This is a genomic window from Haladaptatus sp. DJG-WS-42, from assembly GCF_037198285.1.
Lineage (GTDB): Archaea > Halobacteriota > Halobacteria > Halobacteriales > Halococcaceae > QDMS2.
This window is the reverse complement of sequence record NZ_CP147243.1, coordinates 21,042-41,180: the sequence shown is the minus strand read 5'-3', so window position 1 is coordinate 41,180 and position 20,139 is coordinate 21,042. Positions and strand designations below refer to the sequence as shown.

Here is a 20,139-nt window from a genome sequence, read left to right as displayed (position 1 = left end):
GTCAAAACTGAAGTTGCACCCAAAAGACTATCGACACTACCACTTCGTCATCCCGTACACGTACCCAAGTCCCACTGTACCAGTTAACACGACTAGCATCACCAACTGCAACAGCCCGGAAAGCGACGGGTGAAACACGAGCCGCTTCGCCCGCTCTGGCGCGAACTCGGTGAGCAGTTTCCCGAGGAAATCGGACTCCTCGCCACTTGACTCAGGAACCAACACTTCCATCGCGCGCTTCGAATAGCCCTGCCAAAACGCCCGGCGAACCAGCCACTCCGGGTCGGTTCGGTAGGCAAACACCTTGTGCGCCACGCGCGCGTCGGGGGTGTAGTAGACGCCAGAGTCGTACCGCTGGCGCAGGCGGGCACAGAGTTCCGTCTCGCCGCCTTGGAGATTCTTGTCGCCTTTACGCCCGCCAATGGCGGTGTCGAAGCCGCCGAGTTCCGAGAACACGTCGCGTTTGAACGAGAGGTTCGAGCCGAAGGTGTTTCGCACCTCGCCGGGGCCGTCTGCGAAGCCGCGGTGGGTGACGCCGATGAGCCAGTAAAATTCGGCGGGGAGAAACGTGGGTTTGCCCGCGACCCACTCGGGAGTCATGCGTCCGCCCGCGGCGAGTGCGTCGTGGTCTTCGTATACCGAGACGAGTTCTGCGAGCCAGTCTGGGTCTGCGACCGCGTCGTCGTCGATGAACGCAACGACATCACCGTCTGCGAGTTCTGCGCCCGTGTTTCGGCTCGCGAGCAGACCGCGATTCTCGCTGTTCAGGTGGATGCGTACGTCGTCGCGCGCGCCGTAGTCTTCGAGGACGCGCTCGTACACCTCGGGGGTGCCATCGACCACGATGATGAGTTCGTGGTTCGGATGCGTCTGGGCGAGGATGCTCTCTGCTGCTTCCTCGAAGGCGTCATAGAGGTCGAGTGAATACGTACAGAGGACGACGGAGACCCGCATTTTCGAGAAGAAGGCGACGTTTGTCCAAAGGCGTTTTCCTTTCGGTTCCTTGCTGGTGTTGGCGCGTAGATAACAAGGTTTATGCGCGTTTTCCTAGTCAGGACAGACAATGAGCAAACGCAATAAACAGCCGTCGGCACAGACCCGTCGTTCCGGGTCGGTGGCCGACCTCATCGAGGAGTGGTATCACATTCCGCTCCTCGTTGCCCTCCTCGGCGTGATGCTGTACACCCGAGTTCAGGGCTGGAAAAATTTCGTCATCAATGGCGACGTCTTCTTCTCAGGAAACGACGCATGGTACCACTTCCGACAGGTGAGTTACACCGTCCAAAACTGGCCGTCGACCATGCCCTTTGACCCGTGGACGCACTTCCCGGTCGGTACGAGTGTCGGTCAGTTCGGGACACTGTACGACCAGCTCGTGGCCACCGTCGCACTCATCGTCGGCCTCGGCAGCCCAGACCAGCACACGATTGGGATGACGCTCCTGTTCGCCCCCGCGGTGTTCGGGACGCTCGTGGCGATTCCAGCGTACTTCATTGGCAAGCGCCTCGGCGGCCGCTTTGGCGGCGTTATCGCCGTGCTCATTCTCGCACTCGCGCCGAGTGAGCTCCTCCGCCGCAGCCTCGTTGGCTTCTCGGACCACCACGTTGCAGAGGCGCTGTTCCAGTCGATTGCCGTCCTCGCGGTGATGGTCGCGCTCTCCGTCGCAGAGCGCGAGAAACCGGTGTACGAACAGTTCCAAGAACGCGACTGGGACGCCCTCAGAACGCCCGTCGGGTGGGCCGCGCTCGCTGGCGTCGCCGTCTCGCTGTACATCTGGACGTGGCCGCCGGGTGTCTTCCTCGTTGGTATCCTCGGCGTCTTCTTCGCGCTTGCACTCAGTATCGTCTACGTGCGCGGCGAGAGCCCCGAACACCTCGCCATCACGGGTGCGGTGATGATGGGCGTCACAGGTATACTCACGCTCCTCTCGTTCGATTCCTTCGCACTCAGCCCAACCCAGTTTACGCTCATCCAGCCACTCCTTGCTTTCGCGGTTGCGGGTGGCTGTGTTTTCCTCGCGTTCCTTGCGCGGAAACTCGACGAGACTGAGTACCCACGTCTCGCGTTCCCTGGCGTCATCGTCGGCTCCATCGCGGTCGTTTCGCTTCTCTTGATGGTCACCGTGCCGGACGTGTTCAACTTCTTCGTCTCGCAGTTCTCCCGGGTGGCTGGCTTCGGGTCGAGCGCCACCGCTCAAACCGTTGGCGAGGCCCAACCCCTCCAACTCTCACAAGCACAGAGCTACCTCTCCTTCTCCTACGGGCTGACGTTCTACACGGCAGTCGTCGGCGCGGCCATCATGCTCGTCCAGTACTTCTACGCGGGCAAGTCGCGCGCTGAGTACCTGTTCGTCCTGACGTGGGCCGTGTTCATGACGGCCGCCGCGTTCACGCAGGTGCGCTTTAACTACTACCTCATTCTCGCTATTGTCGCGCTCAACGCCTTCCTCGCGGGCGGAATCCTCCGCTACGTCAGCCCCGAGAAGGCGATTCGCTCGGTGCGGGACATCGAACTCTATCAGGTGCTCACCGTCGTCGCCATCTTGCTCGTCGTCACCGGCCCGCTCGCGCTGCGCGGGACGAACGCCATCTCCTACGCCGGGCAGGTCTCCCAGCCGGGCGAAGTCACCCAGTGGGACGACAGTCTCGACTGGCTCGCAAACGAGACGCCGAAAGAAGGCACCTACGGTGGCGCACAGAACCAGATGGACCTCTACGGCACCTACGGACAGACGGACAACTTCGAGTATCCAGAGGGCTCCTACGGCGTGATGTCGTGGTGGGACTACGGCCACTTCATCACCGTCAAAGGCGAGCGCATCCCTGCCGCCAACCCGTTCCAGCAGAGCGCAACCGAAGCCGCGAACTTCCTGCTCTCGACCAACGAGACGGAAGCGAACGAACAGCTCGTGAGCCCAGAGGGCGAAGAGACGCGCTACGTCATGATCGACTGGAAACTCGCAGACCCAAGCTCCAACAAGTTCTCCGCGCCGACGGTGTTCTACGACCGCGAGAACCTGACCTCGCGGGACATCATCACGCCCGTGTTCAACCAGCAGGGGACGCAACTCGTCTACACCGTGCAGTCCCAGCGCTACTACGAGAGCATGCGGACACGGCTCTACTACCACCACGGCAGCTCAATCGAAGTCGAGCCAGTCGTCTCCGACTGGGACACGAGTTCGGTACAGACCAACCGTGGCACGGTGACGTTCCCGGCACTGCCAAGCGGGCAAAACGCCTCGGCAGTCAAGCGGTTCGACACGATGGACGAAGCGCGTGAGTACGTCGACAACGACGCCACCTCGCAAATCGGTGGCATCGGCAAGTACCCAAGCGAACGCGTTCCCGCACTCCAGCACTACCGGCTCGTGAAGATTTCGAACACGTCTGCGCTCTCGTCGCCATCGTTCCAGCAGGCGTTCTTCACGCGCGCCCAGCTGCTCGGTCAGGGCGGACTTTCGACGAACGCGCTGTTCAACACGCCTCCGGCGTGGGTCAAGACGTTCGAGAAGGTTCCGGGTGCGACCGTCTCCGGCACCGGTCCTGCGAACACGACCATCACGGCCGCTGTCGAGATGCGGATGGAAACGTCGAACTCGACGTTCACCTACACCCAGCAGACTCAAACCGACGAGAATGGCGAGTTCACGATGACCCTGCCGTACTCGTCGACGGGCTACGAGGAGTACGGCCTCGATGAAGGCTACACGAACGTGAGCGTTCGCGCGACCGGCCCGTACACGTTCACGTCGCCGCTCGAACGCGACGACAACCTGACCGGCACGCAGTGGCAGGGTTCGGCGAACGTGACCGAAGGCCAAGTCCTCGGTGAGGATTCGTCGGCCGTCTCGGTCACACTCTCTGAAGAGACCGTTGACATCCCCGAAGGCGCACAGAACGGGTCGGACGACGGCAACGCGACGAACTCGACTAACACAACCGCACCGAACGGCACGGACGCGCCGAACGGCACGAACACCACGAACGACTCCAACACCTCGGCATCGCTGACGCCGCCCGCCGCGCTCTCGTGGCAGGCGGTTGACGCCCCGGCCGTAGCCACTATACCTGCGGCTCTCCCACGAGTTGCCTAATGAGTGACTCTCGGATTCCCGGTGGGGAGCTGTTTTCAATCTACTTGAAAGGGTTTTTTATGGGTGCTGCAGACACCGTTCCCGGCGTTTCGGGCGGCACGATTGCGCTCATCACCGGAATTTACGAGCGACTCATCAGCGCCATCACCGAACTCGACGCTGCGGCGATTGCGAACGTCTTCCGGCTCCACACCGCAGAGGGCCGCACAGCGTTCCGTGACGACCTGCTTCGCATGGACGTCGTCTTTCTCGCCGCGCTCGGTGCGGGCATTCTAACGGCGCTCATCACGCTCTCGCGCATCGTCGAAACCGCGCTCGTCGAGTACCCTGCGTTCACGTTCGCCTTCTTCTTCGGGCTGATTGCCGCCTCGGCCATCGTGCTCTACAACCACGTCAACGTGAACACACCCGCGCGCCTTGCCGTCGCCGTCGTCGGCTTTGTGTTCGCGTTTCTCATCTCGGGCGCATCGAGCAGTGGCGGCCTGCCGAACACGCTCCCATTCGCGTTCGTCGCCGGGGCCGTCGCCATCACTGCGATGATTCTCCCCGGCATCTCGGGGTCGTTCTTGCTGTTGCTCATGGGCCAATATGAGTTCATGCTCGGGACCCTCCGCCGGTTCATCGACGCGCTGCTCGTCGTCGTCCGCGGCGGTGCAACAGCTGCCGTCATCGAACCTGCCACGACCGTCGTCGTGTTCGGCGTGGGCGCGGTCGTTGGCCTGTTGACCATCGCGCACGTCATCCGGTGGGCGCTCACCCACTACCGCGCCGCGACGCTCACGTTCCTCGTGAGTTTGATGGTCGGCGCGCTTCGCCTCCCGGCCGAACGGGTGCTCGCAAACGGCACGTTCGAGTCGGCGCTCTCGATTGGCACGGTCGTGCTTATCGCCATCGTCGGCGGGGCGGCCGTGTTGGCGCTCGACTGGTACACCGACGACCTCGAATACGCCTAACTGCTCCGTACCCATCGCTATTTTCCTGTCACACAAAGCAGCAAAACCGACATGTTTGTAACCGGGGTTGCCAACGGTTTGAGTAATGCCACTTCTCGATTCGGACGGGAACCTGTTCGGTCTCGTGAATATCATCGACGCATTCGTTATCTTGCTCGTGATTGCGGTCGTCGGCGCGGGTGGCGCGTTCGTGCTGGGCGACGACGCTGCAGAACCCGCCGCGAACAACACCACCGCCACACCGACGCCAACGCCAACAGCAACGCCACAAAATCAGACGAACAACACGACGGCACCGCCACCGACCGAGAACGTGAGCGTCGTCTACCGGCTCGAAAGCGTCCCGAAATATCTGCTCGAACCGATAGAAGAAGGGCCGGTCAACGCCACCGACTCGCTCGTGGAAGTCGAGGACATCGATATCATTTCAGAGACAAACGAAACCGTCACGGCTGAGTTGACGGTCGAAACCACGCTCACGATGAAAGACGAGTTGCGCTACTACAACGGCGAGCGCATCTACGTCGGAAAGAGGGTTACCCTCGACTTCGGAGATGTTGTGGTGAAGCCAACGGTCATCCGCTTTGCCTAAGCGGTCACATCTGCGGGGCGTTCTGCGGCGGCCGCGGCAAGCGCGGTAAACAGGTTGCTCGCTTTTGCAGCCAACATATACTGTTCGTGATAGTCGTCCGGGTCGCGTCCCCGACCGCTCGCGCGGCCAACGAGGTCGGCGATTGTTTCGTAATTGTCACGGACGAGGGTCCCCGCGAGTTTCGGCATCCCCGCTCGCGAGGCAAGTTCTTTTGCTGCGGCTTTGCCTGCGTACACCCGTCGCGCTTGTTGGTCTACGAGCACCATCGCAAACGGCGTCGTGCCGAATTGGGCCTCGAGAAACTGCTGGGAAGCGTCGTCGTACCACGAGATGGCGACGACGGTGTCGAGGCGCTTGAGCGCAAGCGCGGCCATCGAGCAGTACGGACACTCGCCGTCGTAGATGAGCACGGCGTCGGGAGCGGTCACATCCACACTACGTGCTCGCGCCCAAAATACTGTCCGCAACCGGTTGTGTATCGTGTCGGCACACGGGCAATGTGATTAAAGCCATCCACGTAATATGATGGGGCATGAGCGATTCCTCAAGTACCGACGACATCGACGCCATTCGGCAGAAGAAAGCAGAAGAGTTGCAGGCGAAAACACAGGCCCCAGAAACGCCCGCAGAACCGATTCACATAGAGAGTACCGAGCACTTACAAGAGATCGTAGACACCCACGACGTCGTGCTCGTTGACTTCTATGCAGACTGGTGTGGCCCGTGTAAGATGCTCGAACCGACGATGGAAGAACTCGCCGCAGAAGGCGCTGCGACCATCGTCAAGGTGGACGTAGACCAACACCAAAACCTCGCCCAATCGAATGGCGTCCAAGGGATTCCAACGCTCCTGCTGTACGCTCACGGCGAGCAGGCAAAGCGCCTCGTTGGCGTCCAGGACAAGGCAACGCTCTCCTCGCTCATCGAGGAAGTTGCCTAACGGCCCGTAGGCTTACAGGTACCTAGTTCTAACCACCGGCCAGATGAGTGAGTTCACAACGGCCCTTCGGCTGGTCGGTGGACTGGTATTGTTACTGGCAAACGCCTTTTTCGTGACGACTGAGTTCTCCCTGACGAGAGTGCGGCAGTTCTCTCGCGAGGAGTTCTCTGGCGCCGGCCTCGACAAAGCGTGGGAAATGACCGAAAAAATGGAGATTTATCTCTCCGGGTGTCAGGTCGGCATCACTATTTCGAGCGTCGGCCTCGGCGTCGTCGCAGAGCCAGCAGTGGCAACGGTGTTCTCGGGCGCATTTGGGCTTCTTGGCATCACCAGCGGCGGGCACACGGCGCTGTCGGTTGCGTTCGCCCTCGGGATGATAAACATCGCCCACATCGTCGTCGGCGAGCAAGCACCAACGTACCTCGGCGTCGAGCGCACGAAGCTCGTCGCCCGCTACTGTGCGCCGGTGCTCTACTGGTGGACGAAGGTGATGTCGCCGGTCATCATCGTCTCTGACAAGATTGCAAAAGGGTTGCTCGGGCTGTTTGGCGTCGAAATCGGCCGCTCGTGGACCGACGAAGAAGGCAGCGACGGTCCGAGCACGCGCCGCGAACTTCGCAGTCGCGTCGGCGATATGTTGGACGAAGGCGACCTGACTGACGAGCGTCGCAAAGAGGTAATGAACGCCCTCGAAATCGGGACGACGCCGGTTTACGAGGTGATGGTTCCTCGCGACTCCATCGTCACGCTCTCGACTGCAAACTCGCTCGAGGAAAATCTCGACATCATCGCAGAGAATCCACACGGGCGATTCCCGCTCGTTGGTGACTCGCTCGAAGACTTCCAGGGCATCGTCTACGCCCCCGCATTGTTACAGGACTTAGAAGCTGTGACAGAGGGGTCGGTCAGCCTCCAGTCGGTCGCGGCAGAGCCACTCTCTATCGACGGCCGAACCGCTGTGAGCGAGGTTATCGACACGTTCCAAGCAGAAAATCAGGAACTCGCGTTCGTGACGGAGGTTCCAGACGCCGCTGCGGACGCAGCCGACGTGACCGGCTCCGTGGTCGGACTAGTCACGGCCACGGACGCCTTCGAGGCAATTACGGGCGACTTAGAAGACCCACTCGACAAAGACGCTACGTCGTGAGCACCGGGCGGTCTGCGGTGCGGACGACGCGCTCTGCGACGCTCCCAATCGGGATGCGATTCGCGCGCTTTTTTCCGTGTGCCCCAAGAACGATGATGTCTGCATCGACCTCCGTGGCGTACGTCACGATTTCTTCGTCGGGCACGCCGTGACAGACGCGCGAGACGACCGAAAGCCCGCGGTCGGTGGCGCGCTGTTCAACATCGGCGAGAAGGTCGGTTCCAACATCCTCCATCTCTTCTAAGATGAGCTCGGTGCTACTGAGTGCCGGGTCGCCGTAGCGTCGGGTATCGACGACGAACATCGTGTGGAGCGTTGCACCGTACTGTTTTGCCAGCTCTATACCGTACTCGACGGCGCGGGCTGCCTGCTCACTTCCATCGGTCGGAACAAGAATGGTGTTGTACATGAATATCCCCCAGTTCTCGTCTGTAAAAAGGCGGGTTTTGGGCTTAAGACGCACGCCAGTTCCCATTTTCTGGGAACGTCACGCACGGAGCACCGTCGTATCTTTTGGTTCTCTCCCGCGTACAGTACGGTATGTATGACGTGATTCTCGTGCCGACTGACGGAAGCGACGCGGCACGCAGAGCGGGCACGTACGCCATCAACCTCGCAATCGAAACCGGTGCGACTCTCCACGTGGTGTACGTCGTAGACGAAAGCGCGGCAACGTTGCTGTTCAGTTCACAGCCGCTCAGCGACATGCTCAAAGCGTTCACTGAAGCCGGTGAGCAGGCTGTCGAAGAAATTGTAATCGCAGCGACGGAGGCGGGCGTCGAAGCGACAACCGAAATCGTCCGCGGCATTCACATCAACGAGGCCATTGTCTCGGCGGCAGAGCGCGCGGATGCAGACCTCATCGTCATGGGAACCTACGGCGCACGCGGTATCGAACAGGTGCTTGGCAGTACGACGACGCGCGTCCTCTCACAATCTTCGATTCCAGTGTTAGCGGTTCCGGCAGAAAAACGCGAGTAGCGCTCTCACTGAAGTATCGCGTCTACGTCTGCGTGCGCAGCCAACAACTCGCGCATCGAGGCGACGGTTTCCTCGTCGCGGGTGCGCCCGGAGCGAATCACGTCTTCTGCGCGCTCGATGGTCGTCATCGTGTCCGTCTGCATGAGCAAGATAGGAACGCCGCGCTCTGCGGCCTTCCCAACGACGGCTCCCGGGGGCTGGAACCCGCCAGTCAGCAGCAGACACGTGATGCCCGGTGCTTCGAGGGCCGCCGTTTGGATGTCGGTGCGGTCGCCGCCCGTAATCATCGCCGCGGCTTTCGTCCGTCGGAACTGACTGAGCGCGGCCTCTGCACCCATGGCACCGACAACGAATCGCTCGATGTAGCCGTCGGTGGGCACGTTTGGCGTCACGAGCTGTGCGCCGAGTTCTTTGGCGAGGGCTGAAACGGTGAGCCCGGCGAGTTCGCGCTTTCGTGGGAGCACACCGTAAACAGGAATCCCGCGGCTTTCGAGAAACGGCACCACGTCCGTCGAGACGCGGTCGTAGTCTGCGTCCTTGACGGCGTTGAACAGCACGCCGCCGAGTCGGTCACCGAAACTTTCAGCCGCCGCGAGCACGTCGTCTACGTCGCCCGGTTCGCGGTAGGTCGCGACCAACAGCACTTTCGAATCGAGGACGTTTGCCACGTCGGCATCGGTCAGTCCGATGATACCACCGGTCGTGTAGCTCCCGCCGCCTTCGACGACCATCAGGTCGCGATCTGTGGCGAGGTGGGCGAAGTTCTCCGCGACGCGGTCTCTGAGTGCGTCCGGGTCTTCTTGCCCGCGGATGGCGTTTTCGATGAACGTTGGCGAATAGATGACCGGCTCCATTTCTGCGAGGTCGTCCGTTGAATCGAGCAGGTCGCGCGCGAGCATCGGGTCTTCGTCGAGGATTTTCCCGACGTTCGACTGGAGGCGTGTGCCTTTGGGTTTCATGTAGCCAACGGACGCACCCTGCGCGGACGCGAGTGTCGCAAGCGCGAGGGCGATGGCCGTTTTGCCGGTGCTTTCTTCGGTTGACGTGATGAGCAGTGAGTTCATTGGTCGATAGTGAGTCTGAGGTCGAGTGCCGTTGCCCCCTCGGGCGTGGCGAGCAGTGGATTAACGTCCAGTTCGAGAATTTCGGGAAAGTCGGTCACGAGCTGTGAGAGCCGTTGAATGGTCTCTGCGAGCGCCTGCTGGTCAACGGGTTTTCGGCCGCGAGCGCCACGCAAGAGCGGTGCCGTCTTGATTTCGTCAAGCATGGCGGTTGCATCGCGCTCGCTCACGGGGGCGACCCGGAACGTGGCATCTTCTAAGACCTCCACGAAAATACCGCCAAGCCCGAACATGACAAGCGGGCCGAACTGTGGGTCGCGATTCATTCCGACGATGGTTTCGGTCGCTTCCTCGCGCGCCACCAGTTCCTGTACCTGAACGCCGAGAATCGTCGCATCCGGCTGGTACTCTCGGGCGCGGGTGACGAGGTCTTCGTAGGCATCGTACACGTCTTCGAGCGGTACGCCGACTTTCACGCCGCCGATGTCGGATTTGTGCGGGATGTCCGGACTAACGATTTTCATGACGACTTCGGGGTCGCCAATGTCCTGTGCGGCGGTGACGGCGTCTGCGGGCGAGTCCACGACTGCGCCAGCAGGCGTCTGAATCCCGTAGGCAGAGAGCAACTCCATCGCTTCGATTCCGAGTTGTGGTTGACCGCGTTCGGCCGCCGCGTCGAGAATTTCACGGGCGCGCTCGCGGTCTACGTCGAACGTCTTCGGTGGGACGTACTCGCGCTCGCTAATCTGCCGATACCGCCAAAGTGCATCGAGACTGCGGACGGCTCGCGCCGGGTCGAAGTACGTTGGAATCCCTGCACTGTTCAGTCGCGCCGCAGCCTCGCGTGTCGAATCGCCGCCCATCAAACAGACGGAAATCGGCGTTTCGTGGGTTGCTTGCAGCGAGACGACGCTTTCTGCGAACGCGTCGAAATCGAGGACGGCCGTTGGACAGGTGAGGATGACCGCACAGCCCACCCGGTCGTCTGCGAGCGCGAGGTCGATGGCCGTCTCGAAGCGCCCGATGTCGGCGTCGCCGATCACGTCGATTGGGTTGTGGATGTTCGCTTCTGCAGGCATCGTTTCCGTGAGTGCGGAAAGCGTGTCCTGCGTGAACGAGGCGAGCGAGAGCGACGAGTCGCCCACCGCGTCGGTCGTCATTACGCCGGGGCCGCCAGCGTTCGTGACAATCGCCACATCGCCGCGTTCGGGGAGCGGTTGGCCGTTCAAAATCCCCGCAAAGTCGAACAAGTCCTGGACGGTTTCGACGCGGAGAACGCCCGCCTGTTCAAGGCCGGTTTTGTAGGCGCGCTCGCTCCCCGCAATCGCGCCGGTGTGCGAGGAGGCGGCGCGTGCGCCTGCCTCGGTACGTCCCGATTTCACGAGCACGATTGGTGTGTCTTGGGTCACCTCGCGGGCGGCCTGAATGAACCCCTCACCGTCTTCGATGGCTTCTAAGTAGCCCATGATGACCTCCGTTCCCGCGTCGTCGCCCCACTCGCGGATGAAGTCCGCCTCTGAGAGGACAGCTTTGTTCCCGAGTGAAACCACGTCGCGAAAGCCGATGTCGCGGTCGTTTGCCCAGTCGAGGACAGCCGTGATGAACGCGCCCGACTGACTCATGAAGGAAATCGACCCGGGAAGCGCGTTATCCGGGCCGAAGGTGGCGTTCATCCCGACGCCGGTCGAGATGATGCCGAGGCTGTTCGGACCGACGAGGTTGAGGTCGTACTCGTTTGCGACTGCGGTGAGCTCTCCTTCGCGCGCCGCACCCTCGCCACCGGTTTCAGAGAAGCCTGCGGTGATGACGACGACGTTTTCGACACCCGCCTCGGCGGCCTCTCTGACCACCGCTACGACGATGGTTGGCGGCACGACGACGACCGCGAGGTCAATCTGTCCGGGGACGGCTGCGATTGTTTCGTAACTTTCTACGCCGCAGACGGTGTCGGCGCGCGGGTTGACCGGGACGGTCTCACCGCGATACGCTGCGAGCAAGTTTTCGGTGATGGCGCGGCCAACGGACCCAGTGCGTTCGGTCGCACCAACCACGGCGATTCGCTCTGGTGCAAACAGTGTCGATAGCGTTCCCATCTAGTGGTTGGGAATTTGACGCGCGGGCAAATAAGCGCAGGTGGTGGTTACGTTCGCACGTCTGCGACCGTGGCGTCCGAAAATGAAGACAGCGTGTCTGGGTCGATTGGGAACACCGTCTCTGGCGTCCCCGCCGCCGCCCACACCTCGTTATGGCCGAGCAGCGTCTCGTCGAGATACACCGGGACACGCGTCGAATGGCAAAATGGCGGCACGCCGCCGATAGACCAGCCAAGTGTGTCTTTAATTTCGTCTGCGTTTGCCATCCGGACCGTTCCCTCTGGCACTTCCTGTAAGTCTGCGACTTTCTCGAAATCGACGCGGTTTGCGCCAGAGGTGACGACGACAATCAGGTCGCCGTCTGCGACGACGGCGATACTGCTCGCAATCTGGGCAACGGCACAGCCAATGGCATCTGCCGCATCCGCGGCCGTTTTCGTCCCCTCGGGGAACTCGTGAACATCAACCTCGAACCCGTACTCCTCTGCGGCGCGAGCCGCGAACTGGGCGGCGCGTTCGTGCATATTTCGTGATGTGGGAGGCAACTCCTAAAGGTACTGCCTTGGCGGCAGAGCCTTCGTGACCGGACAGTTCTCGGGGAAACAGGGGAGTCAGGCAAACGGTGACACAGCGGATACATTGTGTGAGACAACCACTATCGCTTTTGACGGTGGGAGTCGTATCACGAGGTATGACTCATCGAGCCGTCGTTCGGGGCGTCGGGGTCAGTGTGGGGAATGAAGGTCCCGGCGCACCTGCGGTGGTCCTCGAAGTGAGAGGCGAGTTGCTCCCGATTTACGTGAGCGCAGACCAAGCCCAATCGATGCAACTCGCCATGCGCGGGCGGCAGTTCGAACGCCCCCTGACCCACGACCTCCTCGTGGATATGATAGCTGAGTTCGGTGGCGCAATCGACCAAGTGCGCATCGACGACCTCGCGGATGGCACCTTTTTTGCGAAAATCGACGCAGAACAGTACGTCGGCGGCGAGGGTCGAGAACTCGTCTTCGACGCTCGCCCAAGTGACGCCATCGCCATCGCACTGCGCGCTGACTGCCCGATTATCGTCTCCGACGCCGTCGTCGACCGGGCGGGCTACCAACCAGAAGAGTTCTCGCTCCAAGGTTTCGATGAGTATGACTGAGCTCGACGGCGAACCCTCTACGGTGCTTTGAAGGCACCAGCACGGAGACCTCGCGCTCAACGCGATAGTGTACGGAGAACAGAACAGCGCCGATTACAGTGCGAGCCAGTCGGTCGAGAGGCTGCCGTCTTCTAAGTGCCAGCGCTGATATTCGACGTCGCCCTCACAGCGTGTCTCGATGACCGCATCGAACAGTGGTTCGATGAGTTGGACGGCCTCAGAATCGTAGGCGAGCGGCAGGTGGAAGTGCCCCATGCCGCCAACGCGATGGAGTTCGCCTTCGAGGGCGTGGAGAAACGAGAAGACGGATTCGTCGTCGTGGTCTGCGAGCAGCGGGACCAGCGAGTCCACACAGAGGCGCAACTCAGCCGGGTCGAGGCCATCAGAGAGCAGTTCGAACGTCTCGATGTCCTCAGAGATGGCGCGGCCAAGTCCGGCGAGGTCGCGTTCATCAACCGTTGTCGTCGAAACGGGCGTAGAAGTGCTTGCCGTCGCTGTGCTTGCACTCCGGGTGAGCACCGCAGAGTCGATGACTTTGAGCGAGTCAGGTCCCCAGTTACCACTTGGGAGGCGGCGGTCTACATCAATCGGGCTGTCTGTGAATACGAACAGTCTGCGACGGGATGCTGTGGGATCGTCACCCAGCAGGCGCTGACACGCGTGGTGGTGGGCGCTTTCACAGCCCGATCCGACGAGCAAAATGCTGCTCCCTCTGCGCTTGAGCGCGGCAAGTGCCTGCGTGATGGCAGTGGTTTCCGTCAGACCAGTTCCTCCCTCTCTCGACATCTTTCATATTAAGTGGAATTAGTTGCTAATAAAGATTGTGGGAGCGTTTCAGAAGCGATTCACCGAGTTGCCACCTTTTTCCATGTGCACGCCATATGAGAAGGTATGTCATACGACGCTCGGGACGAGGTCTCCCCCCTGATTGACGACCTCGAAGCGACGCTTGCAGAACTCAGAACCGCTCTCGAACCAACCACACGACGCGGCCTTCCACGACCACCGTCGCCGCGACGACTTCTCTCGTTTACCGATGAGTTTGCGATTCCGACGGCGATTGCCGTCCTCGAAGCGAACATCCGCGCGCTTGAACTCGTCCAAGAACTCATCCACGTCACGAACCGTGGGCTCGAGGCGTCCGACTCGACGCAAGATGCATCGTCGCGTGCTCGTGACGTGAGCCAAGATGCGATAGATCGCCTCGAACGCGCGCTAACTGAGATTCAAGTCTCCCTCGAAGAGGGCGCACTCCCCGAGAATCCAGAAGCGAGAAAGCTGCTCACTGAAGCCCGCGCGCTCAGAGACGAAATCGACGAACGGTTGGCAGACTCCGGACGCACGGAACCAACGCCGCGACAACCCTCACCGAGAGACGCCGGCGACCAGCCCATCGTCATCCCGGTCGAATCGGACGACGCTCCAGAGCCGGACGAGGGGCCACACGACCTAGAGGATGCCCTCGCAGACGAGGAAATTGAGTCGGAGCTAGAAACGATACGCCAAGAGTTAGACGCCGTCGATGACGAAGATGATGAAAACTGATAGCTGAACGGATAGACTGCTGTCGGAGAAAAAATCTTCATAACTACGGGGTGTGTTACCATTTGCAAGTCAACGTCGAACAACCACCGGTTTCAGGAGCGCAGTATGAAGAACCTACCCCCCCACCGATTAGCACTGTATTACAGAGCGCCAGCGCCGGACGAAGCGCGCCGTTCACAAGACCACATTTTCGAGCGGCTTTCCGAACTCGAACGGATGAACGGGACGCACGTAGATCTCCACGAGTGGCCCATGCGCGTCGGGCTCGACACGGATGAAGACGAGCGAGCACGCGAGGCACTTTCGCACTACGCCGAGTTCGATAGCTGGGCGCACGACCATAACGTGAGCCTCGCTCCATACTTCAACGTTCACGAATCGCATTGGTTCACCGGCGAAGATACGAGCGAACTCATCTTCCCGATGCTGTGTCTTGCCGTGTACGATGGCGACGAGTTGGTGGACGTGTTCCCGCATACGGAAGGCGACCACGCCGTCTCCATCAGTGAGTTCATCGACCGACTCGAAGCAGACCTCGACCGCGACGAATCTGCGCAGCCACACCAACCCGCAACCTGAGTTAGTCGCTGTCGAAAAACGGGTTCCACGCGACTTCCCAGAGGTGCCCGTCAGGGTCAGCAAAGTAGCCCGAATAGCCACCCCAAAACACCTCTTGGCCGGGTTTGACGAGCGTTGCACCTGCATCGACTGCCTCTTCGAGTTGCGCATCTACTGCCTCCGCAGACCGCACGTTGTGCGCGAGCGTTATCCCTGAAAATCCCTCGCCTGCTGGCGACACGGTCGCGTCTTCTGCGAGCAACTCACGCGGGTAGAGCGCGAGTCGCGTCGGACCGAGTGTGAAAAACGCGATGTCGCTGTCTGGGTCGCGGTTTTCGAGTGGCAGACCAAGCCCGTCGCGGTAGAACTCGATTGCACGGTCGAGATTTTCGACGCCAAGCGTGACAACACTGAGACGTGGCTCCATGGACTCAAAGACGACGGACGACGGCAAAGAAATAGTGGTCAGTGCAGACGAGAACCGCTTATAGGACAGGTTCGAAATCTCCGACTCAAACCTGTCTTCCGCAACACAAGCGTCGCTTACAGGACAGGTTCGAATCGGTACCCATCCCACTCCTGACTCTCCGGCTCACGGATACCCGCGCCGGGTTCGCGGAGTTGGTCTGCGTAGACGGGACGGACTTCGTCGCCAATCTCGATTTCGTCGGTCGTGGCCTGTCCGATGGCGCGAACCGTCTCGCCCTCGACGTCGAACTCCACGACGGCAATCGTGTTCGGCGCCTCGACACCGGGTGGCGTTGCCGTGCTCGTCGTCCACGTGATGACGGTCGCCGTCTCCTCGGTGAGGTCCACCGTTTCCGTCTGTTTCTCACCGCACTCCGGACAGAGTGGGTGGCTCGGGTACGTGATGTGCCCATTCGGACAACGGTAGGCGTCGAAGCTCATTGGCGGGCCTCCATGATCGTGGTGATAACACAGTTTCCAAAGCCGCCGACGTTACAACAGAGGCCGACATCGGCTTCGACCTGGCGTGCTCCGGCCTCTCCCATGAGCTGTTTGTAGATTTCATAGCCCTGCGCGACGCCCGATGCACCGAGCGGGTGGCCCTTCGATTTGAGACCACCGGAGGTGTTGACTGGGAGGTCGCCGTCGCGTTCGGTGACGCCCTCTTCGACTGCCTTCCAGCCTTCGCCGGGTTCGAAGAAGCCGAGGCCTTCGCTCTGGAGGAATTCGAGGATGGTGAACATGTCGTGGAGTTCGGCCACGTCGATGTCCTCCGGGCCGTAGCCGGACATCTCGTAGGCCTGTTTTCCGCTTTCGACGACCCCGCCCATGACGGTCGGGTCGTCGCGTTCGTGGACGACGTGCGTGTCCGTCGCGCCGCCAACACCGGAGACGACGACGTACTCGTCGGTGTACTCCTTGGCGACCTCTTCGGGACAGAACATGAGCGCGGCGCTGCCGTCGGTGATGGGACAGAAGTCGTAAAGACGGAGCGGGTCGGCCACGAGTGGCGACTCCATGACCGTCTCCAAATCGACTTCCTTCCTGAACTGGGCGTGGGGGTTGTCCACGCCGTTTTTGTGATTTTTCACTGCGACCTTCGCCAGACTCTCGCGCGGTGCGTCGTATTTGTCGAGATAGAGTCGGGCGGTGAGACCGGCGAAACTCGGCAGCGTCAGGCCGTGTTTGTACTCGACGGGATGCGTAATTGAGGCGATGATGTCCGTCGATTCGGCCGTCGAACGGTGGGTCATCTTCTCGCCGCCAACGAGCATCGTCATCTCGCTTGTACCCGAGGCAACCGACTGCCACGCGTGGTAGATACCAGCGCCGCCAGAGGAACTGGTCTGGTCGATGCGTGCGGTGTAGGCAGGCATCGCGCCGAGGTCGTGGGCCAGCATGTTCGGAACGCCAGTTTGGCCTTCGAACTCGCCGCTCGCCATATTCGATACGTACAGGTGGTCTACGTCTGTGGGGGCGACGCCCGCGTCAGAGAGACACGCTTCGCCGGCTTCCGCGAGCAGGTCGCGGATCCAGCCCTCGCGCTTCCCGAACTGGGTCATCGACGCCCCGATTACTGCGACGTCCATGTATGTGACTGAATCAGTGAATTACTGTGTGTGTTTCGGTGACGTGGTCAGTGCAGACGGCCCGCAAGTTTCCACGCATCACCGCTCGCTGCATGTGGCAACCGGCGTGCTTCACGGCCCACCGTGAGCCGCCGGGCAACCGACCAGTTACTCTCCGACGTCGGCTGTTCTGCCTCGGTGCGAGCCGTATCCTCTGCTGAGAGGTGTGCGCTCACAGCGGCTGCAATCGCCGCCATCTCGGCATCCGTGGCGTTGTCCGGGACCGAAATCGTCCGTCCATCTTCAAGCTCGATGGGCGGCAGTTCCGGTTTCGGTGGTTGCTGTTCTACTGGTGCTGGCTCAGGACGCGGGTTGTCGCGTCCGTGGAGTTCGAGTTCCGCTGGGTGTTGGAGTATTTGCGTGGTCATAGTGGGATGTTTCCGTGTGCTTTGTCCGGGCTGTCAACGCGCTTGCGTTCGAGTAAGTCGAGGTCGGCAATGAGCCGCGTTCGCGTCTCGCGCGGGTGCAACACATCGTCTACGTAGCCACGTTTCGCAGCGGCGTACGGGTTCGCAAACTCCTCGCGGAAATCCTCCATGAGCTGTTCGCGTTCTGCATCCGGGTCGTCTGCGGCCGCAATCTGCTTTCTGAACAGGACGTTTACCGCGCCCTGTGGCCCCATCACGGCCATTTCAGCTTCTGGCCAGGCGTAGTTCACGTCCGCGCCGAGGAACTTCGAGGCCATCACGATGTACGCGCCGCCGTAGGCTTTGCGCGTGATGACGGTGAGCAGCGGCACCGTTGCCTCTGCGTATGCGTAGATGAGTTTCGCGCCGTGACGGATGATGCCGTTGTGCTCCTGTTCGGTTCCCGGCATGAATCCGGGCACGTCTACGAGCGAGATGATGGGGAAGTTGAAGGCATCACAAAAGCGCACGAATCTGGCTGCCTTCTCGCTCGAGTCGATGTCGAGCGTGCCCGCGTTGACTTTTGGCTGGTTGGCGACGATGCCGACTGGCTTGCCGTCCATGCGCGCAAAGCCGGTGACGACCGTGCGCGCGAACGCAGGCTGGACTTCGAGGAACGACTCCTCGTCTACAACGCGGTCTACAACGTCGCGCACGTCGTAGGGTTTTTTCGGGTCTTCGGGAACGATGTCCAGGATGTCATCGAGTGTCCGGTTTGGGTCGTCCCATGACTCGACGCGCGGTGGGTCTTCTAAGTGATTCGACGGGAGGTACGAGAGCAGTGCGCGAATGTGGTCAAGCGCCTCTTTGTCGTCGTCGCAGACGAAGTGAGCAACTCCGCTTTTCGTTGAATGAGCTCCTGCCCCGCCGAGTTCTTCCATCGTGATGTCCTCGCCCGTGACGGTCTTGATGACCTCGGGGCCGGTAATCATCATGTGGCTCGTGTCCTGCACCATGACAGTGAAGTCGGTGAGTGCAGGCGAGTAGGTCGCTCCACCCGCACACGGCCCCATAATCGATGAAATCTGTGGGATGACACCCGAAGCCTTCGTGTTCAGTTTGAAGAGTTTCGCAAAGCCCACGAGTGCGTCGAGGCCTTCCTGAATCCGTGCGCCGCCGGAGTCGTTGAGGCCGATGATGGGAACGCCGTTGTTGATGGCGTGTTCCATCGCCTTGGCGATTTTCTGGCCAACGACTTCGCTCACAGAGCCACCGAACACGGTGAAATCGTGGGCGAAGACGAGCACTTTCCGGCCATCAACCTCGCCGTAGCCCGTCACGACCGCGTCTCCGGCCTGCGTCCGCTCGTCCATCCCGAAGTTCGTACATCGGTGTTCGACGAACTGGTCAAACTCGTGGAACGTTCCGTCGTCTAGGAAGTAGTCGATACGCTCGCGTGCGGTGAGCTTTCCCTTCTCGTGTTGGGCTTCGATGCGCTCTTTACCGCCGCCGTTTTCCGCCTGCTCTCGTCGTTTCTGAAGCTCCCCAGCCCCAGATCCCTCGTCCCCACTCATTGCCTACCACTCCATGCCGCCGTTCACGCCGAGAATCTGGCCCGTCATGTACGAGGATTTCGGGCTCGCGAGGAACGAAACCATTCCCGCGATGTCTTCTACTTCGGCGAAGCGCCCAAGCGGAATGCGCTGGATGATTTTCTCTTGGACACGGTCTGGAACCGTTTCGAGCATGTCTGTCTTGACGAAACCAGGTGCGACACAGTTCGCGGTGGCCCGCGAGCGCGCCATTTCGAGGGCAATCGTCCGGGTGAACCCGAACAGGCCACTTTTCGTGGTCGCGTAGTTCGCTTGGCCGTAGTTCCCCTGCTGGCCAACGACGCTTGAGATGTTGATGAGGCGGCCGTCTTTGGAGTCGGTGATGTCGTCGAAGAAGACGCTCGTGCAGTTGAAGATTCCGCCTAAGTTCACGTCCATGACGCGGTCCCAGTCTTCGCGGGTCATGTTGGTGAACTTCTTGTCCACCGTGATGCCCGCGTTGTTCACGAGCACCGTCGCCGGACCGAAGGCGTTGGTGACCTTCTTGCGCATGGCTTCGACCTCGTCGATGTTCGCAACGTCTGCTTGGACGGCGATGGCCGTCCCACCGGCTTCTTCAATCTCTTCGACGACGTCGTACGCCTCGCCCTCTGAAGAGCGGTAGTTCACGACGACGTTTGCCCCTTCGCTGGCTAATTCAACAGCAATCCCACGGCCGATACCCCGAGAGGCACCGGTTACAACGCATGTTTGGTGTTCCAGATCCATTTTGTAATCTCCAGGTGGGTTGATACGGGAGACGTTCCAAATTGGAACCATCTATTTATCATTGTTCCTCACTCCCGTTCCCCTTATTCAAAGCGTTCCGTGATAGAGGGATAAGCATTATCCTAATATGGGATTATATATGTGGAGTGTGTCAGAATAGTATGGGTTTGTTCACCAAGCAACGGTCTATCACAGGAAAACTCGTCGTTTTTCACATTTCGTCTAGCATGTTAAGTGATGACATACTAAGACGCGAGTAAACGAT

At 60.6% G+C, this 20,139-nt stretch carries 22 protein-coding genes; 9 read left to right on the top strand and 13 right to left on the bottom strand.

Going from position 1 to position 20,139, the window contains the following annotated elements; translation table 11 throughout:
* Positions 1-36 precede the first annotated feature (36 nt).
* A complete protein-coding gene (gene aglG / locus V5N47_RS00195) occupies positions 37-954 on the bottom strand; it encodes a glucosyl-dolichyl phosphate glucuronosyltransferase (RefSeq protein WP_338728725.1) in 918 nt (305 codons plus the stop codon).
* A gap of 109 nt (positions 955-1,063) precedes the next feature.
* On the opposite strand from aglG, the gene V5N47_RS00190 reads away from it, so the two are divergent.
* From V5N47_RS00190 to V5N47_RS00180, 3 genes are all read left to right on the top strand, one after another.
* Positions 1,064-4,096: an oligosaccharyl transferase, archaeosortase A system-associated gene (locus V5N47_RS00190; RefSeq protein ID WP_338728724.1), complete on the top strand. Its 3,033-nt coding sequence runs from the start codon at positions 1,064-1,066 to the stop codon at positions 4,094-4,096.
* Positions 4,096-5,049 (top strand): DUF368 domain-containing protein, encoded by a 954-nt coding sequence (locus V5N47_RS00185; RefSeq protein ID WP_338728722.1) that lies wholly within the window; start codon positions 4,096-4,098, stop codon positions 5,047-5,049. The genes V5N47_RS00190 and V5N47_RS00185 overlap by 1 nt, the downstream gene beginning before the upstream one ends.
* Positions 5,050-5,134: 85 nt before the next feature.
* On the top strand, positions 5,135-5,641 hold the full coding sequence (locus V5N47_RS00180) for a DUF4330 domain-containing protein (protein WP_338728721.1): 507 nt from the start codon (positions 5,135-5,137) through the stop codon (positions 5,639-5,641).
* On the opposite strand, the gene V5N47_RS00175 is transcribed toward V5N47_RS00180, so the two are convergent.
* A complete protein-coding gene (locus V5N47_RS00175; protein ID WP_338728720.1) occupies positions 5,638-6,069 on the bottom strand; it encodes a DCC1-like thiol-disulfide oxidoreductase family protein in 432 nt (143 codons plus the stop codon). The genes V5N47_RS00180 and V5N47_RS00175 overlap by 4 nt on opposite strands.
* Positions 6,070-6,173: 104 nt before the next feature.
* On the opposite strand from V5N47_RS00175, the gene trxA reads away from it, so the two are divergent.
* Together trxA and V5N47_RS00165 are read left to right on the top strand one after the other, a co-directional pair.
* Positions 6,174-6,581, top strand: a complete 408-nt coding sequence (gene trxA, locus V5N47_RS00170) for a thioredoxin (protein ID WP_338728718.1) — start codon at positions 6,174-6,176, stop codon at positions 6,579-6,581.
* Positions 6,582-6,624: 43 nt separating this feature from the next.
* The gene (locus V5N47_RS00165; RefSeq protein ID WP_338728716.1) at positions 6,625-7,728 is read left to right on the top strand and encodes a hemolysin family protein; all 1,104 of its coding nucleotides are present in this window, start codon (positions 6,625-6,627) and stop codon (positions 7,726-7,728) included.
* Here the strand turns inward: V5N47_RS00165 and V5N47_RS00160 are convergent.
* A complete protein-coding gene (locus tag V5N47_RS00160; protein WP_338728714.1) occupies positions 7,718-8,137 on the bottom strand; it encodes a universal stress protein in 420 nt (139 codons plus the stop codon). The genes V5N47_RS00165 and V5N47_RS00160 overlap by 11 nt on opposite strands.
* 131 nt (positions 8,138-8,268) lie before the next feature.
* On the opposite strand from V5N47_RS00160, the gene V5N47_RS00155 reads away from it, so the two are divergent.
* The gene (locus V5N47_RS00155) at positions 8,269-8,709 is read left to right on the top strand and encodes a universal stress protein (protein WP_338728712.1); all 441 of its coding nucleotides are present in this window, start codon (positions 8,269-8,271) and stop codon (positions 8,707-8,709) included.
* Positions 8,710-8,714: 5 nt separating this feature from the next.
* On the opposite strand, the gene V5N47_RS00150 is transcribed toward V5N47_RS00155, so the two are convergent.
* From V5N47_RS00150 to V5N47_RS00140, 3 genes are read right to left on the bottom strand one after another with little or no spacing between them, the layout of a single operon-like run.
* Positions 8,715-9,773 carry a phosphotransacetylase family protein gene (locus V5N47_RS00150; RefSeq protein ID WP_338728710.1) on the bottom strand — a complete coding sequence of 353 codons (1,059 nt, stop codon included), beginning with the start codon at positions 9,771-9,773 and terminating at the stop codon, positions 8,715-8,717.
* Positions 9,770-11,863: an acetate--CoA ligase family protein gene (locus tag V5N47_RS00145; RefSeq protein WP_338728709.1), complete on the bottom strand. Its 2,094-nt coding sequence runs from the start codon at positions 11,861-11,863 to the stop codon at positions 9,770-9,772. The genes V5N47_RS00150 and V5N47_RS00145 overlap by 4 nt, the downstream gene beginning before the upstream one ends.
* A gap of 47 nt (positions 11,864-11,910) precedes the next feature.
* Positions 11,911-12,387, bottom strand: a complete 477-nt coding sequence (locus tag V5N47_RS00140) for a YbaK/EbsC family protein (RefSeq protein WP_338728708.1) — start codon at positions 12,385-12,387, stop codon at positions 11,911-11,913.
* Positions 12,388-12,554: 167 nt separating this feature from the next.
* Here V5N47_RS00140 and V5N47_RS00135 point away from each other — a divergent pair, with 167 nt between their 5' ends.
* On the top strand, positions 12,555-13,007 hold the full coding sequence (locus V5N47_RS00135) for a bifunctional nuclease family protein (RefSeq protein ID WP_338728706.1): 453 nt from the start codon (positions 12,555-12,557) through the stop codon (positions 13,005-13,007).
* A gap of 93 nt (positions 13,008-13,100) precedes the next feature.
* Here V5N47_RS00135 and V5N47_RS00130 read toward each other — a convergent pair whose 3' ends face one another.
* Positions 13,101-13,793 (bottom strand): hypothetical protein, encoded by a 693-nt coding sequence (locus V5N47_RS00130; RefSeq protein ID WP_338728705.1) that lies wholly within the window; start codon positions 13,791-13,793, stop codon positions 13,101-13,103.
* Positions 13,794-13,898: 105 nt separating this feature from the next.
* Here V5N47_RS00130 and V5N47_RS00125 point away from each other — a divergent pair, with 105 nt between their 5' ends.
* Together V5N47_RS00125 and V5N47_RS00120 are read left to right on the top strand one after the other, a co-directional pair.
* Complete coding sequence (locus V5N47_RS00125) at positions 13,899-14,552, top strand: hypothetical protein (protein WP_338728704.1); 654 nt, start codon at positions 13,899-13,901, stop codon at positions 14,550-14,552.
* Between the two features lie 105 nt (positions 14,553-14,657).
* Positions 14,658-15,131 carry an HTH domain-containing protein gene (locus tag V5N47_RS00120; RefSeq protein ID WP_338728703.1) on the top strand — a complete coding sequence of 158 codons (474 nt, stop codon included), beginning with the start codon at positions 14,658-14,660 and terminating at the stop codon, positions 15,129-15,131.
* A 1-nt stretch (position 15,132) separates the two neighbouring features.
* On the opposite strand, the gene V5N47_RS00115 is transcribed toward V5N47_RS00120, so the two are convergent.
* The 6 genes from V5N47_RS00115 to V5N47_RS00090 form a co-directional block, all read right to left on the bottom strand.
* Positions 15,133-15,537, bottom strand: a complete 405-nt coding sequence (locus V5N47_RS00115) for a VOC family protein (protein WP_338728701.1) — start codon at positions 15,535-15,537, stop codon at positions 15,133-15,135.
* Between the two features lie 116 nt (positions 15,538-15,653).
* On the bottom strand, positions 15,654-16,019 hold the full coding sequence (locus V5N47_RS00110; RefSeq protein WP_338728699.1) for an OB-fold domain-containing protein: 366 nt from the start codon (positions 16,017-16,019) through the stop codon (positions 15,654-15,656).
* On the bottom strand, positions 16,016-17,167 hold the full coding sequence (locus tag V5N47_RS00105) for a thiolase family protein (RefSeq protein WP_338728698.1): 1,152 nt from the start codon (positions 17,165-17,167) through the stop codon (positions 16,016-16,018). The genes V5N47_RS00110 and V5N47_RS00105 overlap by 4 nt, the downstream gene beginning before the upstream one ends.
* A gap of 47 nt (positions 17,168-17,214) precedes the next feature.
* On the bottom strand, positions 17,215-17,574 hold the full coding sequence (locus V5N47_RS00100; RefSeq protein ID WP_338728696.1) for a hypothetical protein: 360 nt from the start codon (positions 17,572-17,574) through the stop codon (positions 17,215-17,217).
* A complete protein-coding gene (locus V5N47_RS00095) occupies positions 17,571-19,127 on the bottom strand; it encodes an acyl-CoA carboxylase subunit beta (RefSeq protein ID WP_338728695.1) in 1,557 nt (518 codons plus the stop codon). Before V5N47_RS00095 ends, V5N47_RS00100 begins: the two co-directional genes overlap by 4 nt.
* Positions 19,128-19,130: 3 nt before the next feature.
* Entirely contained in the window at positions 19,131-19,874 is a 744-nt protein-coding gene (locus V5N47_RS00090) for a beta-ketoacyl-ACP reductase (RefSeq protein WP_338728694.1), read from the bottom strand.
* Positions 19,875-20,139 lie beyond the last annotated feature (265 nt).

Excerpts from the sequence above, each read along its gene's own strand:
- V5N47_RS00110 (WP_338728699.1), bottom strand. The coding sequence starts at position 16,019 with ATGAGCTTCGACGCCTACCGTTGTCCGAATGGGCACATCACGTACCCG.
- V5N47_RS00130 (WP_338728705.1), bottom strand. The coding sequence starts at position 13,793 with ATGTCGAGAGAGGGAGGAACTGGTCTGACGGAAACCACTGCCATCACG.
- V5N47_RS00185 (WP_338728722.1), top strand. The coding sequence starts at position 4,096 with ATGAGTGACTCTCGGATTCCCGGTGGGGAGCTGTTTTCAATCTACTTG.
- aglG (WP_338728725.1), bottom strand. The coding sequence starts at position 954 with ATGCGGGTCTCCGTCGTCCTCTGTACGTATTCACTCGACCTCTATGAC.
- trxA (WP_338728718.1), top strand. The coding sequence starts at position 6,174 with ATGAGCGATTCCTCAAGTACCGACGACATCGACGCCATTCGGCAGAAG.
- V5N47_RS00090 (WP_338728694.1), bottom strand. The coding sequence starts at position 19,874 with ATGGATCTGGAACACCAAACATGCGTTGTAACCGGTGCCTCTCGGGGT.
- V5N47_RS00105 (WP_338728698.1), bottom strand. The coding sequence starts at position 17,167 with ATGGACGTCGCAGTAATCGGGGCGTCGATGACCCAGTTCGGGAAGCGC.
- V5N47_RS00160 (WP_338728714.1), bottom strand. The coding sequence starts at position 8,137 with ATGTACAACACCATTCTTGTTCCGACCGATGGAAGTGAGCAGGCAGCC.
- V5N47_RS00155 (WP_338728712.1), top strand. The coding sequence starts at position 8,269 with ATGTATGACGTGATTCTCGTGCCGACTGACGGAAGCGACGCGGCACGC.
- V5N47_RS00115 (WP_338728701.1), bottom strand. The coding sequence starts at position 15,537 with ATGGAGCCACGTCTCAGTGTTGTCACGCTTGGCGTCGAAAATCTCGAC.
- V5N47_RS00135 (WP_338728706.1), top strand. The coding sequence starts at position 12,555 with ATGACTCATCGAGCCGTCGTTCGGGGCGTCGGGGTCAGTGTGGGGAAT.
- V5N47_RS00165 (WP_338728716.1), top strand. The coding sequence starts at position 6,625 with ATGAGTGAGTTCACAACGGCCCTTCGGCTGGTCGGTGGACTGGTATTG.
- V5N47_RS00095 (WP_338728695.1), bottom strand. The coding sequence starts at position 19,127 with ATGAGTGGGGACGAGGGATCTGGGGCTGGGGAGCTTCAGAAACGACGA.
- V5N47_RS00125 (WP_338728704.1), top strand. The coding sequence starts at position 13,899 with ATGTCATACGACGCTCGGGACGAGGTCTCCCCCCTGATTGACGACCTC.
- V5N47_RS00145 (WP_338728709.1), bottom strand. The coding sequence starts at position 11,863 with ATGGGAACGCTATCGACACTGTTTGCACCAGAGCGAATCGCCGTGGTT.
- V5N47_RS00180 (WP_338728721.1), top strand. The coding sequence starts at position 5,135 with ATGCCACTTCTCGATTCGGACGGGAACCTGTTCGGTCTCGTGAATATC.
- V5N47_RS00100 (WP_338728696.1), bottom strand. The coding sequence starts at position 17,574 with ATGACCACGCAAATACTCCAACACCCAGCGGAACTCGAACTCCACGGA.
- V5N47_RS00150 (WP_338728710.1), bottom strand. The coding sequence starts at position 9,773 with ATGAACTCACTGCTCATCACGTCAACCGAAGAAAGCACCGGCAAAACG.
- V5N47_RS00120 (WP_338728703.1), top strand. The coding sequence starts at position 14,658 with ATGAAGAACCTACCCCCCCACCGATTAGCACTGTATTACAGAGCGCCA.
- V5N47_RS00140 (WP_338728708.1), bottom strand. The coding sequence starts at position 12,387 with ATGCACGAACGCGCCGCCCAGTTCGCGGCTCGCGCCGCAGAGGAGTAC.
- V5N47_RS00190 (WP_338728724.1), top strand. The coding sequence starts at position 1,064 with ATGAGCAAACGCAATAAACAGCCGTCGGCACAGACCCGTCGTTCCGGG.